Source organism: Sorangium sp. So ce693, from assembly GCF_051521375.1.
In the GTDB taxonomy this organism is placed as follows: domain Bacteria; phylum Myxococcota_A; class Polyangia; order Polyangiales; family Polyangiaceae; genus Sorangium; species Sorangium atrum.
Map to the genome: position 1 here is coordinate 6,027,021 of NZ_CP150347.1, position 15,331 is coordinate 6,042,351.

At 70.5% G+C, this 15,331-nt stretch carries 10 protein-coding genes; 4 read left to right on the forward strand and 6 right to left on the reverse strand.

The annotated features are described in order from the left end of the window. Positions 1-292 precede the first annotated feature (292 nt). On the forward strand, positions 293-1,708 hold the full coding sequence (locus WMF14_RS22555; protein WP_437803527.1) for a protein kinase domain-containing protein: 1,416 nt from the start codon (positions 293-295) through the stop codon (positions 1,706-1,708). A 68-nt stretch (positions 1,709-1,776) separates the two neighbouring features. Next, positions 1,777-2,781 (forward strand): hypothetical protein, encoded by a 1,005-nt coding sequence (locus WMF14_RS22560; protein ID WP_437803528.1) that lies wholly within the window; start codon positions 1,777-1,779, stop codon positions 2,779-2,781. A 358-nt stretch (positions 2,782-3,139) separates the two neighbouring features. On the opposite strand, the gene WMF14_RS22565 is transcribed toward WMF14_RS22560, so the two are convergent. Then, entirely contained in the window at positions 3,140-3,775 is a 636-nt protein-coding gene (locus WMF14_RS22565; protein WP_437803530.1) for a cadmium resistance transporter, read from the reverse strand. A gap of 183 nt (positions 3,776-3,958) precedes the next feature. On the opposite strand from WMF14_RS22565, the gene WMF14_RS22570 reads away from it, so the two are divergent. Then, positions 3,959-6,421: a heavy metal translocating P-type ATPase gene (locus WMF14_RS22570; RefSeq protein ID WP_437803532.1), complete on the forward strand. Its 2,463-nt coding sequence runs from the start codon at positions 3,959-3,961 to the stop codon at positions 6,419-6,421. Between the two features lie 227 nt (positions 6,422-6,648). Next, entirely contained in the window at positions 6,649-8,592 is a 1,944-nt protein-coding gene (locus WMF14_RS22575) for a hypothetical protein (RefSeq protein ID WP_437803534.1), read from the forward strand. A 118-nt stretch (positions 8,593-8,710) separates the two neighbouring features. On the opposite strand, the gene WMF14_RS22580 is transcribed toward WMF14_RS22575, so the two are convergent. The 5 genes from WMF14_RS22580 to WMF14_RS22600 form a co-directional block, all read right to left on the reverse strand. Continuing rightward, complete coding sequence (locus WMF14_RS22580) at positions 8,711-10,420, reverse strand: RICIN domain-containing protein (protein ID WP_437803536.1); 1,710 nt, start codon at positions 10,418-10,420, stop codon at positions 8,711-8,713. A gap of 150 nt (positions 10,421-10,570) precedes the next feature. Then, the gene (locus WMF14_RS22585; RefSeq protein ID WP_437803538.1) at positions 10,571-11,578 is read right to left on the reverse strand and encodes an NAD-dependent epimerase/dehydratase family protein; all 1,008 of its coding nucleotides are present in this window, start codon (positions 11,576-11,578) and stop codon (positions 10,571-10,573) included. A gap of 168 nt (positions 11,579-11,746) precedes the next feature. Beyond that, a complete protein-coding gene (locus tag WMF14_RS22590) occupies positions 11,747-11,938 on the reverse strand; it encodes a hypothetical protein (RefSeq protein ID WP_437803539.1) in 192 nt (63 codons plus the stop codon). Between the two features lie 137 nt (positions 11,939-12,075). Continuing rightward, positions 12,076-13,452: a DUF1552 domain-containing protein gene (locus tag WMF14_RS22595; protein WP_272099969.1), complete on the reverse strand. Its 1,377-nt coding sequence runs from the start codon at positions 13,450-13,452 to the stop codon at positions 12,076-12,078. A 1-nt stretch (position 13,453) separates the two neighbouring features. Further along, entirely contained in the window at positions 13,454-14,968 is a 1,515-nt protein-coding gene (locus WMF14_RS22600) for a DUF1592 domain-containing protein (RefSeq protein ID WP_272099971.1), read from the reverse strand. Between the last annotated feature and the right edge of the window lie 363 nt (positions 14,969-15,331).

The following is a 15,331-nucleotide window of genomic DNA, read 5'->3' on the forward strand; positions in this document are numbered from 1 at the left end:
CGCACCGAACGAAAGCCAGCATCGTCTTCATTTTCATGTGAAATTTCGAGAGGTTTTGGTCGCGGAGGATATCAGGGTGGCCGCCGAAATGGAATGATGCCCCCATCGAGTCATACGGCTGTCACCGATCAGTCAGCGAGCGACCACCGGCCATTCCGCCGCGCGATGGCGCAGATCGACGGAGCGCGCCCTAGATCTTTACTGGAATACTGTAAACAGCACTTCGATCCGTCAGTTCCTGAGTGCAGGCGTCGCGTACGCTGGTGTATAAGTTCGCCTGCTGGTGGAACCCATGTCGCTGAGTCTGGACGACGGGATGCTGTTTGCTGGCAGGTACCGCGTGGTGCGCGGAATCGCCAGCGGCGCGATGGGCGCGGTCTACGAGGTTCTGCACATCGAGACGGAGCGCCGGCGGGCGCTCAAAGTGATGCACTCGCACCTCGCCGACAACCCCGAGTTCCAAGCTCGGTTCAAGCTGGAGGCGCGCGTCGCCGCGCGCATCGAGAGCGACCACATCGTGGAGGTGTTCGACGCCGGGATCGACGCCGAGACCGGCAAGCCGTTCCTCGTGATGGAGCTGCTCCGCGGCACGCTGCTCAACGAGCGCCTCCGCCACGCAGGGCGCCTGCCGCCGGAAGAGGCCGTCGCCTTCCTGCGCCAGACCGCCGTCGCCCTCGACAAGACACACGCCGCCGGGGTCGTCCACCGCGACCTCAAGCCTGCCAACCTCTTCCTGGCCGAGACCGACGACGGGGCGCCGCGGATCAAGGTGCTCGACTTCGGCATTGCCAAGCTCGTCGTCGAGACGGCGACGGACTCGGCGGCGACCGCGGTCCTCGGCACGCCGCTCTACATGGCGCCCGAGCAATTCAGCGGCGAGTCGGTCTCGCGGGCTGCCGACATCTTCGCCCTCGGCATGATCGCGTACACGCTCCTCGTCGGCAAAGCGTACTGGCTGAACGACAGGCGGAAGTACGACAGTGCGCTCGCCTTCGCGACCCTCGCCGTGAACGGCCCGAAGGAGCCCGCGTCCGCGCGCGCGGACGCCGAGGGGGTGAAGCTGCCCCCGGCCTTCGACGCGTGGTTCACCAAGGTGACGGCCCGCGCCCCCGAGGCGCGCTTCGCCACCGCTTCGGCCGCAGTCGAGGCGCTCGCCGAGGTCTTCGACCTGCCCGCCGCGCCGGTGCGATCATCGCGCCTGCTCTCCGCGGAGGCGCCGAGCGGAGGTGGACCCCCGAGCTCCCGCTCCTCGTCGCCGCCGAGCGGCGTCCAGCTCCCGGCCGCCGCCGTGGTGACCGCGCTGCCTCCGACGAAGCAACGGAGCCGAGCCGCCATCACCGTCGCGGTGCTCGTCCTCCTCGGGGGCGGCGTTGGCGCCTTCGCCTCGCTGAGCCGCGGCGCGCTCCCCGCCGACAGGAGCGCGGAGCCCGCGCAGACCGCGGGGGACGCGCGCTCGCCCGCCTCCGCGCCCCCTGAAGTCCATCCGACGCCGCCTCTCCCCCAGGCCTCGGCGACAGCCACGGCGCCGGGCGTCCCGACGCCCGCTCCCGCGGCCTCCGTGCCGGTGGGCGAGGGCAGCCGCGCGCTCGCCCCCGCGACGGGGGCGGCGAGCGCGTCGCCGCCGCCGGCGCTCGGCTCACGGCGCAGGCTCGCGCCGGCCAGGTCGGCCGCAGAGCCGAGCCCTGAGGTGCTGTACAAGCCGGACTGAGCACGATGGCAGGGCGGACACTTCTTTGCCAGGAGCGAGCGGGAACGATGGTATTTGGCGGCTCACTCATGCGCTTCTCCTGGTTCCGGTCCATCTGCCTTGGCGTGCTGGGCGTCGCCGTCGCGGCGCCGGCCAGCGCGCAGGCGCTCGCCGTCGCGGAGTCGCATTTCGACCGCGGGCGCGCCGACATGCTGGCAGGCCGGTACGAGACCGGCTGCCCTGCCCTCGCCGAAAGCCAGCGTCTCGATCCTCGCCCGGGACGGCTATTCACGCTCGCCGAGTGCGAGGCAAAATGGGGTCGTATCGCGACCGCGCTCGCGCGCTACAACGACTATCTCGCGATGGTCGATCGCATGAGTGAGGCCGAGCGAGTCAAGCAATCGGCACGACAGAAGATCGCGCTCGGGCAGCGCAGCGCGCTCGCGCCGCTCGTGCCGCAGCTCACGCTGTCGCTGCGGCCGGGCGCGCCGGCGGGGACGCGCGTGCAGTGCGACGGCATGACGCTGGAGCAACCCTCGCTCGGCGTCGCGCTCCCCGTCGATCCCGGAGAGCACGTCGTGACGACGCAGGCGCCGGGATGGCCCGCGACCGAGACGCGATTCACGATCGACCGGTCGGAGTCGAAGGCGATCGTGCTCGAGGTGAAGCCCCCGGCGGCCGCCAAGCCGCCGCCCGTCAAACCGCCAGCGCCAGCGCCGGCGCCGGATCAGGGGCCCAGCGGCCTGCGGGTGGTCACCTATGTGGCGGGCGGGCTCGGCGTGGCCGGGCTGATCGTCGGATCGGTGACCGGGTGGATGGCGCTCGACGCGAGCGGCGTCGCGGCCGACAACTGCAGGGATGTGAGCCCCGACCGGGCGCGATGCAAACCCGACGGGCTCGATGCTGGCAACCGCGCGAAGCGGCTTGGGCTGGTGAGCACGGTCGGCTTCGGCGCCGGCGTGGCGCTCGCCGGCGCGTCGGCGCTGGTCTTCCTGCTGGAGCCATCCCCGCGCCGCCAGCCGGCGCCCGAGGTGAGCTGGGAGCTGACGGCGGGCCAGGCCGGTGGCGGCGTCGTGGTGCGCGGCCGCTGGTGACGCGGCTCGCGCGCGCCGCCGCCGGGCCATGATCCGGCCAGCACGCCACGCCCGGGATAGGGGATCGCTGCGTGGAGCTGTGTGCAAGGCTCGTTTGCGATTGTCATCATCGTCCCGACGAATCGCGACGGTTCAACCCCGCGGAGCTGTCCTCCCAGGGATCTGTCTCGCGATCGACGAGAGATTTCAACGCAAGGACGCCAAGAGCGCGAAGGCGCAAACCTGCACAAAATTTGCTTTTTTGCGTCTTTGCGCCTTTGTGCCTTTGCGTTCAAATCTCTCTCCGGATCCGTGGCCGGACTCCGCGTGGGTGGAACTGGCGCCTCTCACCAAGGTGAGCTCACGGCGTCCCCGGGCGCTACCCTGCACGGACGAGCACGAGGGCGTCGGACAGGATCCAGAGCCCGAGGCCGATCAACACGAACGGCAGCGCCGAACGGCCGTAACGCCGGATGCGCGTGCCCAGGATCGGGTGGTTGACAAGTCGGTGTCCGAGCGCGCACCAGGCGCCGGTCATGGCCGCGAACACGGCAGCATGAAGCGGGATGTGCGCCGGGGAGCTGGAGAACAGCGGGATATAAACGCCGAGGTTGTCCCCGCCGTTCGCGAGGGTCACGCTCGCCACGGCGATCACCTTGAAGCGCGACGCGCTGCCATGGTGCTCGCGCGCGCTGTCTGCTGCGTCTGCTTCGTCCGCCACGCCTGCTTCCCTCGCCCTGGAGCCCCGCCGGAGCGCCCAGAGGCCGCGCAGGCCGAGCGCGAGGGGTGCCAGGCCGAGCAGGCCGATCCATCCGTCCGGCACGCGGACCGCGAGCAGCGCACACGCGACGCTCGCGATCACGAGCGCCGCATTGCCCAAGAACTGGCCGGCCACCACCTGGGCGGGGGTAAAGCCTGGATCCGCGAAGAAGGCCGAGAGAAGGAGGATGTCATCGATGTTCGTGGACACGAACACGACCACGCTCACCCCGAGGATCGGAAGGATCTGCTCCATGGCGCGCCCGCGGACGTACCACCTCCCGCGGCGCGCGTCCGCTCGGCGGGGCGCCGGCGCCGCTCCGAACCGCCCGGCGCTGGAGCCCACCCGGGCCTGCAGAGGTAGACCGTAATCACCGGAGCGACGGCGCGTCTGCGCAGGCGACAGGAGACGAGCCACGAGCTCGTGTAAGGAGAAGCCATGGCGACGATTCCCCAGCCCGTGCAGCCGACCAGCGCGAAGGCCGCGCCCGCCGCGCAGCGCGCCCGGACGGAGCTTCCGGTGCAGGGCATGACCTGCGCGGCGTGCGTGCGCCGCGTCGAGAAGGCGCTGCGCGCCGCGCCCGGCGTCCAGGATGCGGCCGTCAACCTCGTGACCCGGCGCGCGACGATCACCTACGACGCGCGGGCGACCACGCCGGCCGCGCTCGCCAGCGCCATCGTGGAGGCGGGATACGAGGTGCCCGAGGTCCCCCCGGCGGCCAGCGTCGCTAAAGCCGCGCCGATCACCGGCCTTCCCGCAGAAACGCAGACCAACGGCGCCCCCGCAACCCCGCCGATCGCCGACGTCCGCGCGGCCTCCACGGCGCCCGAGCGCCTGGCAGCGACGGCGGACGCCCCACCGCCGCGCCAGCAATCGGGCGCGGCCGAGCGCGCCGCCGCCATGGACGCGGCCGAGGCGAAGGAGCAGCGGACGCTCCGGCGCGACGTCGCGATCGCCGCGCTGCTCACCGCGCCGCTGCTCGTCGTGGCCATGTCCCACGGCGCGATCCCGGCGCTCGAAGGCGCCCCCGCGCGCTGGCTCTCGCTCGCGCTCGCGACGATCGTGGTCTTCGGGCCGGGGCGCCGGTTCTTTCGCCTGGCCTGGAGCGCGCTCCGGCACCGCGCCGCGGACATGAACACCCTCGTGAGCCTCGGGACCGGCGCCGCCTGGCTCTACTCGACCGCCGCGGTCGCGGCCCCCGGCCTCTTCCCGCACGCCGAGCACGGCCACGCGCCGCCCGTCTACTTCGAGGCCGCGGCCGCGATCGTCACCTTCGTGCTGCTCGGGAAGCTCCTCGAGACGCGCGCGCGGAAGCGGCTCGCCGACGCGGTGCGCGGGCTCGTGGCGCTCCAGCCGAAGACCGCCCGGCGCGTCCGCGGCGACGCCGAGGACGAGGTGCCCGCCTCCTCGCTCGGACCGGGCGACCTCGTGCGGGTGCGGCCCGGCGAGCGCATCGCGACCGACGGCGAGGTGGTCGACGGCGCGTCCGCGGTCGACGAGGCGATGCTCACCGGCGAGAGCATGCCCGTCGACAAGACGGCGGGCTCGGCCGTGCTCGGCGGGACGCTCAACCAGAGCGGCGCCCTCACCTTCCGCGTCACGAAGACCGGTGCGGACACCGCGCTCGCGCGCATCGTCGAGGCCGTCGAGCAGGCGCAGGGGTCGCGCGCGCCGATCGCGCGCCTCGCCGACGTGGTGAGCGGCGTCTTCGTGCCCGTCGTGCTCGGCGTCGCGTCGCTCGCCTTCGCCGCGTGGCTCGCGATCGACCCCACCGCCGCGGGGCTCGCCACGGCGGTCGAGCGGTTCGTCGCCGTGCTCGTGATCGCGTGCCCGTGCGCGCTCGGGCTGGCCACGCCGGCCGCCGTGGCCGTCGGGACAGGGCGCGGCGCGGAGCTCGGCGTCCTCGTCAAGGGCGGCGCGGCGCTCGAGGCGGCGAGCCGCGTCGACACGGTGCTGCTCGACAAGACAGGGACCCTGACGTCGGGCCGGCCCGAGCTCACGGACGTCGTGGACCTCGCGGGCAACGGCGAGGCGGCGCTCCTCGGCCTCGTGGCGGGCGCCGAGCGCGAGAGCGAGCACCCGGTGGCACGGGCGATCGTCGAGGGAGCCCGCGGTCGCGGGGTCGGCGCGGCGCCGGCCTCGGCGTTCCGCGCGGAGATCGGCCACGGCATCGAGGCGCGCGTCTCGGAGCGCCCCGTGCGCGTCGGGACCGCGGCGTGGCTGCAGCGGGTGGGCATCGACACGGCCGCGCTGGAGGCCGAGGCCGATCGCCTGGCCGGGCTGGGCCGCACGCCGTCGTTCGTGGCCGTCGACGGGCGGCTCGCGGGGCTCGTCGCGGTCGCCGACCGGCCCACGGAGGAAGCGCGCCGCGCCGTCGCGGCCATGGCTGAGCTCGGCGTCGAGGTGGCGATGGTGACCGGCGATCGGGCGGGCGCCGCGCGCGCTGTCGCCGATGAGCTCGGCATCCGCACCGTGTTCGCGGAGGTGAGGCCCGAGGGCAAGGCGAGGATCGTCCGCGAGCAGCGGGCCGCCGGCCGCAGGGTGGCCATGGTCGGCGACGGAATCAACGACGCACCCGCGCTCGCCGGCGCGGACGTGGGGATCGCCCTGGGCAGCGGCACGGACATCGCGATGGCGTCAGCGGACGTGGCGCTGATCCGCGGCGGGATCGCGGGCCTGCCGGTGGCGCTCGGGCTCGCCCGCGCCACCCTGAGGACGATCCGGCAGAACCTGTTCTGGGCGTTCATCTACAACGTGATCGGCATCCCGATCGCCGCGGGGCTGCTGTACCCCCTGACCGGATGGCTCCTCTCGCCGGTCCTCGCCAGCGCGGCGATGTCGCTGTCGAGCGTGTCGGTGCTCGGCAACTCCCTCCGGCTCCGCGCGTTCGGTCGGCGGTAGACCGGCACGCGCGGGCTCGCGCTGGCGGACACAGCAGGAGCGGCGCGTTCCTGACACGTTCAGTCCAACGCAGTAAAGCAAGAAGCCGACGAGCAGCGCGCTCATCGCGCTGTTATCCCGAGCAGCCAGCGCGTCGCTCCGCTTCACGCCCGCTCGCAGGGCGACTACCCGGTGAGTGAATGTTCGGTGCCGCGGATGCACCGAAGCGTTCAAAATACGGAGGATCCATGAGAGCTTATCGCCAGCACATTGGCATAACCGTTGCTTTTGCCCTATCCCTCTCTGCCCAGGCCGCAGATGCCGCCGTCACCGTCGGGCTCATCGAGCCGACCAACGCGATCATCGAGGGCAGCACGATCCCGGTGCACGCGACGGCGTCGTCCCCCGAGGACATCTACTATGTCGAGGCGGAGCTCGAAGGACTCACCATCGAGCTCACGCCGACGGAAGGGGGGCATTTCCAGGGAGCGTTCGACCTCGGCGAGCTCGCGGGCGAGCTCGCCTACGGGCCTCACGTCGTGACGGTCCACGCGTACAACACGTTTGGCGAGGTGGCGAGCGCGCAGGGCACCGTGCACCGGTACGCGGCGCCGACGCTCGGATGGAACGCGCTCGCGCACGACACCCTCACAGAGGGCTGGCGCTTCGCCGCGAAGTGCGTCCCGACGCCGCCGTACACGTGCCAGAGCCTCCAGGCGACGTTCCGCAGCGCCGAAGGACAGGTCACCCTTTCGGCGAACAACCCGCAGCCCGTGCCGGGGCACCTCTACCTCAAGGAAGAGCAGGCCTGGTATGGCTACCAGATCCCGTCGGGCAGAGCGTACACGCTCACCATCGAGGCCAGCGACGGCGTGGGCCCCACCATCACGAAGACCATCGGCCCCATCTACGTCGAGCGGAGCCCGAGGCTCACCGCCGTCCAGCGCGCGCCCGGCACCATCCTCGATTTCGACGCCGCGCGGATCCTCTTCCGCGATCAGTACCAGCGCCTCGGGATCTTCGAGCGCGCCACGCAGCAGGTGACGTGGGTCGCGACCATCCCGCAAGGAGATCTCCCGATCAGCGAGGTCTACGGGGCGCTCACGCCGTCCGGGTCCGTGCACCAGTCGACGACGGGCCACATCCTCGCCTGGGTCAACGGCGCCCGGCGCAACATCACGAGCGCGGCGCGCCTCGACGCGGTGAACGGCGACACCATCGTGTGGACGACGAACAGCGACGACTGGGCCGTCGCTACCTCGCTGTCGACGGGGACGAACAGGACCCTCTGGCGCAGCGACGGGAGCAGGTCGCCGTTCCAGGCCGACATCACGCCTTCCGGCGGCATCTATTTCGGCACCTACGAGGATGCCTCCATCGTCGGGCCGAGCAGGCTGCGCCTCGGCGATCATGAGGGCAACCTGCAGCGGCCGATCACCGACGGGACGAACGTCGCCGGCCGGTGGTGGGACGGCATGACGAGCTCGAGCTACCTGTACACGGCGGATGGTGAGGAGGTGTTCCTTGGCGACTCGATCACCGGCACCTCGGCCGGGCTGCTGGTTCACGCAGGCCACGCCGCCTTCCTGAAGAGCGACGGCGCCGTCAACCAGGTCTGGCTGCGGACCCCCGACGGCGAGCAGCATCAGATCAGCGATTTCACGGCGTCGAGCCAGTTCGATCAGGTGAAGCTCCGGGTCGGCCACGACGGGATCAGCGACACCGGCGAGGTCCTCTTCCTGAACGGCGGCAAGCGCTACCTCGGCCGGGCGGGGGGCGCGCCCGAGAGCATCGGCACGGCGCTCGGACACGGTCGCTGGCTCGACGGGAGCTGGTATGTGACCATCGGCAACACGATCTTCCAGGTCTCGAGCACGCAGGGCGCCGTCGCGCAGCTCGCCGCGCCGGGGAGCGCGGCGTTCGCGCCGGAAGAGGGCCTGGGCGGCGAGCGCGAGGTGCTGTCCACCTCGTTCGCCGTGGACGAGGTGCTCGATGAGCCGATGTGGGCTCGGGATCTGCACGAGCCTGACGCGCTGCCGGCGTCGGCCGACGCGGACACGGACGGCGGCTTCGCACCGGCCGCGGCCGGGTGCAGCGCCTCTGGATCGGCTGGCTCTGCGGGCAGCGCCGCCGCGCTCGCGGCCGCGGCCGCGGGCCTCGTGCTCGCCCGCCGTCGGCGCCTGCGGTCGTAGCGGCGCCGCGAGCCTCCCGCCGGCCCGGTCGACCTCGATCGGGCCGGGCCGCCGCGCTCGTCGGCGCCGGCCTCGTCGCGGCCCCGCCCTCGCGGCCGCTCCGCCGGTCATCCACCCATCACTCGGCAATCACGATCTGCCATCGCTGCTCCTCGCCGCCGCCGCCCGCGCGCTGCTCGATCGCGGCAGCGTCCGCGGTGGAGCCCTGGTAGACCCCGATCAGCTTGCCGCTCTTCTTGTTCCTGATCTGGAAATCACCGCCGCCCAGATCGATGAACAGCCATGCCTGGTTGTCGCCGTCATGGTTCTCCCACTGCACCAGCGCTACCCCGTCGCTCGTCGACTCGTCAGGCACATCCAGCACCTTGCCGCTCTTGACGTTGGTCAGCCGGAAGTAGCCCGATCCATTGTAGTTGAAGCTCCACTTCTGGCTGTCTCCTCCCCTGTCCGCGTTCTGGACGATGTCGGCCCCGTCCTCGCCCGACGCGCCGACGACATCCATCACCTTGCCGCTCTTCCTGTTGACGAGCTTGAAATTGTTCGTCGCCCCGGCGACGGTGCCGGCCGACGTGTCGATGGCCAGCGTGTTGTTCCAGCGCATGCTCATGGTGGTGTCCGACGGGAAGGAGATCGGCTGCCAGACATACGTCGAGTTGTTGACCGGTCCGCTCCAGGCCCCTGCCCACCGGTCTCCCATGTACAGGTAGGCCGTCCCGGAGCTGCCCTGGACCGGGAGCACGTAAGTCGACTGGGAGTTGTACGTCGTGCCGTCGCCGACGTTGGTCATCGCCGACCAGCCCCTGTCGAGGGAGCGGGAGGTCGCGTATTTCGCCTGGTTGGGCGACCAGCCCGTGGCGCCGGAGGTCAGCAGGAAATAGGTGCCGTTCCGCTTGAACAGCGCCGGAGCCTCCCGGTGCCCGCCGGGGAAGAGCGTGGCGGAGAGGCGGGCGACGGACAGGTAGTCGGGGGTCAGCTCGTAGAGGTTGAGATCGTAGTTCTCGTTCGTGGCGGAGATGAAATACGCCTTGCTGTCGTCATCGACGAAGAGCCCGCAGTCGCGGGACATGTACCCTGGCTTGCCGTGATCGGTCACCCCGCTGCCGGCGAGCGGCCGGAAGCTGCCGTGATACGTATAGTCGCCGTCCACGGTGCTCGAGCTCGCGACCGCGGCGCGGGCCTCGCCGTAGTTCACCCCGTTCTCCCAGTGCATCCACATCACGAATTTGTCCGTGGACGCGTTGTAGACGACCTTCGGACGCTCGATGTTGGCCGGATCGAGGTCCTTGTCCGAGTCCATCGTCAAGACATGGTTCCTGAACTCCCAGCGCCGCAGATCGGTCGAGCGATAGCAGGAGACGGCATAGAACGTCCCGTCCGGGTTCCGGTTCTCCCCGAACCAGTAGTAATAGTCGCCCACCCGGATCACCCCTCCCCCGTGCGCCTGGATGGGTTTGCCCGAGGTGTCGGCCCACTGGATGCCGTTCACCAGGGGGCCGACCGCCGGCGGCAGCTCCGGTCCCCCACCCTCGCCAGGCGCCCCGCCGCCGCCGGACGACGAGCCGACGGACGCGCCGGAGGTGCCGGGCGCCCCGCCCCCCGAAGCGCTGGAGGTGCCGGGCGCCCCGCCGCCGCCGGACGACGAGCCGACAGACGCGCCGGGCGCCCCGCCGCCGCCGGACGCCGAGCCGACAGAAACGCCGACCCCCGGAGCCCCGCCACCGCCCTCCGATGAGCCCCCCGGGAGCTCTTCCGAGCCGGAAGCGCAAGACGCGACGCCGAGCCCCACGACCAGCAGGCCCATCACCGGAGACAAGGAACCGAGACGCATGACGCCCTCCAGAAAGAGCGAGATCTCCGGGCCTTCAACCGGACGAGTCAAGTCCTTCTCGCGCGCAGCGGCCTGGGTGATTTGATCCGCTCCCGTGCGATCTGCCAGTCTGCGCCCCGGCGAGATCTCGGCCGCGCGCTCGTGGCCCGATCAGGCCCGCGCGGCGGGGATCGCCGCCGCTCCGCGCGGGGCGGCGATCTTGTACCTGTCGCGGGCCCAGGCGGCGATGTCGGCGACCTGCCGCTCGACGGGGGTCGCCGACCAGCCGAAGGTCTCGCGGAAGCGCGCGTCGTCGATGACATAGGGCACGTCCCACTGGTACGCCATCTCGGCCACCTCCCGCATGAAGGGCGAGAACAGGCCCACCGCGCGCAGCAGGATGCGCGGGAGTCGCGCCACCTCGACCTCGACGCCGAGAGCGCGCCCGAGGCGCTGCGCGAGCGCCCGCGTGCTCTCGGCCGGCGCCGTCGGCAGGTGCCAGACATGGCCCATGGCCTCCTCCCGCTCACCCAGCGTCACGAGGCCCCGCGCCACGTCCTCCACGTAGGTATACGAGTGAGGCATCTCGGGATCACCCATGCACTCCACGGCTTTTCCTGCGAGCGCGCGCGCGTAGAAGCGATCGCCCCAGGCCGACAGCGGCACGTTGGCGCCGAAGAAGTCGCTGGCGCGCCCGATGGCCACGCGCACGTCGCCGCGGCGCTGGGCCGCGAGGCGCATCTCCTCCAGCTCGACGCGCAGCGCGCCTTTCCTGCTGCAAGGGCGGCGCGGCGAGTCCTCTCGCATGGCCCCGTCGGGCACGCCGTACATGTACAGGCAGTCGAGGGCCACGAGCTTCGCGCCCGCCCTGGTCGCGCCATGCAGCGCGCCGCGCGCGATGGGCAGGAGCTGCGTGGCCCAGAGGTGGTAGGGCGGGTTCATGCAATCGTAGACAACGCTCGCGCCGCGCGTGGCCTCCTCGGCAAAGGCGAGGTCGGTGATGTCGCCGCACACCGACGTGAGCCCCGGCCGCTCAGGAGCGCGGCGGGTGCGCTGCACCAGGCGCACGCGATGGCCCTGCGCCAGCAAGAGATCCGCGACCCGCGGGCCGATCTGGCCGGCGCCGAGCACGACGTGGAGGCGAGACGACGGGCTGGAGACGAGCGATGCGTTGTTCATGGGCGCCAGGATGGGTCTTGCAATCACGCAAGACAACGCCCAGGAACGCAATCCATCGCGGCAAAAATGCAAGACCTAGACGCAGGCCGCGCGTTCTGCGCGACCCGGGGCTCCCTGGGGCACAGGCGTTAACCAAGCTTCGCGCCGCCTTCTCCTACATCCGAACGTTTACGTGGTCGTGGTCGTGGTCGTGGTCGTGGTCGTGGTCGTGGTCGTGGTCGTGGTCGTGGTCGTGGTCGTGGTCGTGGTCGTGGTCGTCAACGGTAGGCCGTGAACGACCACGACCACGACCACGACCACGTAAACGTTCACGTAAACGTTTACGTAAACGTTTACGTAAACGTTCACGTAAACGTTCACGTAAACGTTCACATTGGTGACCGGTGGTGGGGCGGAAGGCGGCGGGCTTCGTGCCCTGAGCGTGACCGAACGAGCCTCGTTAACGCCTGTGGGCTCCCAGGGCCTTGAAGGAGCCCGAGTGTGCCTCGGCGAGCTGGCTACGTCAGGCTGGGAAGCGCGCCGGTGCTGTAGTTCGGGTCGCCGAAGGTCTTGTCGTCGGTCCCCATCGCGTTCGCTATCGTGAGGAGCAGATCGTTGTGCTGGCGGGCAGAGCCGCCGTTCGCCAGATAGTCAACGAAGCGGCCCGTGCGGAAGACCCCGCCCCCGCTGCCGGCGAGCAAGAACGGTATGTTCGTGAGCGCGTGCTGCATCGACTCGCCGATCTCGGTGACCCACAGGACGACGGTGTTGTCGAGGAGCGTGCGATCCCCTTCCGCGTACGAGTCGAGCTTCCCGAGCAGGTAGGCAAGCTGCTCCGCGAACCACGTGTGGATCTTCTCGTACTTCGCGTTCGTCGGCCACTGGTGGGAGATGGCGTGGTGATTCTCGGTGAGACCGAGGAACGGGTAAAGGTGCTCGCTCTCGGCGTACGACCACTGGATCGTGGCGATCCGGGTGAGATCGCACGCGAGCGCCGCGGCCATCATATCCATCTGGAGCTTGCCGATGACGGGCATGTTGTCGTCCTTCGAGAGGTCGATGCGGTCGCCCAGCGCCGGGGCCTGGCAGCTGCCCGTGGTCGGGGTGCCGCCGCCGTTCGAAGAGCCGCCACCGGCCAGGCGCGCCTCGATGTCCTGGATCGACTGCATGTGCGCGTCGAGCTTGAGGCGATCTTCCTTGCCGATGCGAGGCCGCACGTCCGCGATGTCCTCGCGGAGGATATCGAACACGGTCCGCCGCTGCGCGCGGAGCCGATCCAGCGCGGTGGAGCCGCCCGGGTCCTGGCCCTGGCCAGGCACCGAGGCCCCGAAGAGCTGCTGGAACGTGTCGTAGGGGTCCTCGCGGGGGGGGACGGGCTGGTCCGGCCCGGCGTAGGAGAGCCGACCGCGCACCTCCGCGTCACGGACCTGGACGCCGAGCTCCAGGGACTTGAACAGCGTCGGGGGATTCAGCTTCTTCGCCAGGTGCTGATCGAGCGAGATCCCCGACGACCAGCCGGCGTTGGTGGACATGAAGCTCTTGAAGTTGCCCTTGAGCAGCGCCCGCCCCGTCAGCAGGCCCCCGATGCCCCGAGCGTGCTCGGAGCCGATGTTGGAGTTCACCACGACGTTCATGTTGATCCCGCGCAGCGGCATGATCTTCGCCTTGAACGGCGAGAGCGGCTGGAGCAGCGGGCTCAGCGTGTAGTTGGTCTCGGTGCCCGTGGGCATCCATTTCGACTCGCTGGTGCCGTTCGGCGTATAGAACACCACGAAGCGCTTGGGCGCGGTGGTCTCTTGCCCGCGGGCCAGCTCGGAGTTCAGCAGCGGGATCGTCGCGGTCGCCGCCAGCGCGCCCTGGAGCATCCGCCGTCGAGAGATCATTCGCTGTCTCATGTCACTCCTCCTCTGCGATCGCGCTGCGGTACATGAACGCGTCGGTCTGCGTCGTCGCCACGATGAGCTCCACGAGGTCGCCCTCCGACCCGTGGAACCCTGCGCGCAGCCCGTCGAGCGAGCACTCGTCGTCGATGTTCTCGAAGCGCCCGGCCGTGTAGCGGAACCATTGCGTCGCGAGGCACTCGCGGACCTGCGCGCTCCCGGCGAGCTTCTCCGCCAGCTGGCGGACGCCGACGAACGGGCCGTCCATGTCGTCGGACAGGACCATCTGCCCGGAGACGTCGATGACCTGCCCGCCCTCCTCGGTGCGGTACGCGCCCACGGCGTCGAAGTTCTCGAACGCGAAGCCGATCGGATCCATCAGCTGATGGCAGCCGGCGCACCTGTCATTGGAGGCGTGCTGGTTGAACCGTTCACGCGCGGTGACGCCCTCCTCGCCCGTGGGCGGCGTGAGGTCGACATCGTCAGGAGGAGGCGGCGGGTCCTGGCACATGAACTTCGCGCGGATGGCCTTGCCGCGCAGCACCGGAGACGTCTGATCGGGGTGCGCGTGGACGGCCAGGAACGCGGGCTGCGTGAGCACCCCTGCGCGCTGGTCCGGCGGGAGATCCACGAGCTGGGGTGTGGTCGAGCCGGGCGGGACCGTCACGCCGTACAGCTCGGCTACGGGCTCGGTGGCAAAGCCGACGGGCAGCGTGAGCAGGCTCGAGAGCTTGTGGTCCCCGGACCACAGCACGTGCTCGATGAACGCGGGAGTCTCCGCGCTCATCCCCGCGACGAGCTCGTCGTTGTACCCGGGGAACTTGCTCTCCTCCTTGACGATGGTCCCGAGCTTCCCGAGGTTGAGCCATTGCTTGTAGAACTCCGTGATGGCCCGGCGCGCCCGCGGGTGCTCCAGCATCTGGCGGGTTCGCTCGGCGAGCTGCTCGCGGGTATCGAGCAGGCCCGCCTCCGCGGCGTCGAGCAGCTCGTCGTCGGGGCCCGACGCCCAGATGAGGTACGAAAGGCGCGACGCCATCTCGTACGGGTCGAGGCGCACCCGCGACGAGGAGGCATCGGAATCGTGACGCAGCTCCAGGCGGAACAAGAATTTCGGCGATTGCAGCGCGGCCCGGATGACGACCTCGATGCCCTCACGGAACGACCCGTCCGTGCGCCCCGCGGCGTAGGCGCGCATCAGCCGCTCGACGTCCGACGTCTCGAGCGGTCGACGGTACGCGCGACGGCCGAAGTCCTGGACGAATTGCCGCGCGCACGCCTCCTCCTGGGCGACCTGCCCCTCGACCGCGGCCGGATCACACGGCACCAGCTTCGACAGATCGCCCGCGACGGCCTCGGCAGCGAGCGCCTCGGCAGCCAGGAGGTACTTCTCCGCGTGCAGCGCGGACACGGTCAGCACCGTCGCGTTGTTGTTGAAGCCTCCGGCGATCTCATCCGGGGGGAATTGATCGGAAGGGGTGAGGGACGTTCCGAGGAGATCTCGGACCGTGTTGTTGTATTCGAATCGCGTCAAACGCCGCTGGGGTGCGAGGATCCGCTCGGCGCCGCACACCGGGGGATCTCCTCCTTGTCCGGACGTCGAACCGTCCCCCCCGGGGCCGGACCCGGAGCTGGAGCTGGAGTCCGCCGCTCCGATCTGCCCGATACCGCACCCGGCCGCGGCCGTCAGCGCGAGCGTCGCTATGAGCGCATGACCGGCTCGCCAGCGACGATATCCTAAGTCAGCCATACCGTGACCTCCTACCGTCGGTCACAACCTACGGTGAAGCCTCGCCAGACGTCAAGCGTTGCTCCCACCAATCCACAGCGCGAGACGCCAGCGTTCAGCCAGCGTTCAGTCAGCGTTCAATCGCCGGACAGCGGTCAACAACGGACC